The 1,166-nt window shown below is 42.4% G+C and carries 2 protein-coding genes; both read right to left on the bottom strand.

The genetic code is table 11. The features are described 5' to 3' along the window. Positions 1 to 308: 308 nt before the first annotated feature. A complete protein-coding gene (locus DW657_RS18455) occupies positions 309 to 785 on the bottom strand; it encodes a hypothetical protein (RefSeq protein ID WP_233547110.1) in 477 nt (158 codons plus the stop codon). A gap of 12 nt (positions 786 to 797) precedes the next feature. After that, positions 798 to 1,166 (bottom strand): ATP-binding cassette domain-containing protein (locus DW657_RS14620; protein ID WP_118313189.1); only part of this gene is annotated, 369 nt, incomplete at its 5' end.

Here is a 1,166-nt window from a genome sequence, read left to right as displayed (position 1 = left end):
CGGAATCTTACCGTTGTATTGTTGTTTATGTTTCTAACTCGCTCTAAATTGGACTTTGATTGAAAATCAAGAAGTTGGGCGTTTGCCTATATTATATAGGTAACAATATGGAAACGAGCGGACTTCTGCTCGTTTCTGTATTTTGCAATATGCAAAGAACGCCTCAATTCGGGGACAAAGATACGATAAATTTCTAAATATCCCATAACTAGCAAGGAGAAATTTACGGAATTTAGAACTTTTTGAGTTAAATCTGATGCTTACCAACAATATGTATCCAAAAACAAACAGCAGTATTCGGATATAGCTTATCCGAATACCTGCTGCCATAACGTTTTGTTGCTGACGATGATTCTGACATCGGCTTTCATGTACTTTTGCAACACAGGGGACTTTTGTCTCTGTGTGCTCACTGTGGCTGTAGCCATAAAATAGTTGCCATCATCCCTATGTATGAGCTTGGCATTATGGCTTATGATGTCGCAGTGATAAGATGCATTGTCGTTGCCCTCAAAAGAAACGTGAGCAGTTCTTGGCTCATCAAAAAGATACAAATACTTGTATGGCACAAACACCTGTATTGTTCTTTGGTTTATAACCTCACCATTAGCCTCTATAGATATAGGATAAGGTGTCTTGTAGAAAGCAACTGCGAGGGCGAGGACTATTATCGTAATGATAACTGTCCCCAAGCTGACGAGGCGAGGAGGAACCTTGCCTATCACGTTCCTCACCTTCTCGCTTCTCAACTCGATGTTATCTGATTCTTTTTCTTTCTGTTCCATATCAAACGCTTTTTAGTTTCCCAATTCCAACTGATTCTTCACAAGGTTATAGTATGCCCCTCGCTTGGCGGTCAAAGACTCATGGTTGCCAACCTCAACGACCTTACCATGGTCTATGACTACGATTTGGTCGGCATTCTTCACCGTACTCAGTCGATGAGCTACAATCACGACAGTCTTTCCCTTGTAAAACTTATCCAAGTTCTCCACGATGCTTCTCTCATTGTTGGCATCCAGCGAGTTGGTCGCCTCGTCAAGGAAGATGTAGTCGGGATTCTTATACACCGCCCTTGCTATCAAGATACGCTGTTTCTGTCCTTGGCTCAGTCCCACGCCATCACGCCCAATCTTAGTGTTGAACTTCAGAGGCAAAGCCATCAC

It is taken from the genome of Prevotella sp. AM23-5 (genome assembly GCF_003473645.1).
Classification (GTDB): Bacteria; Bacteroidota; Bacteroidia; order Bacteroidales; family Bacteroidaceae; genus Prevotella; species Prevotella copri_A.
The sequence above is the reverse complement of the archived record's forward strand: the minus strand, read 5'-3'. Positions and strand labels throughout refer to the sequence as shown.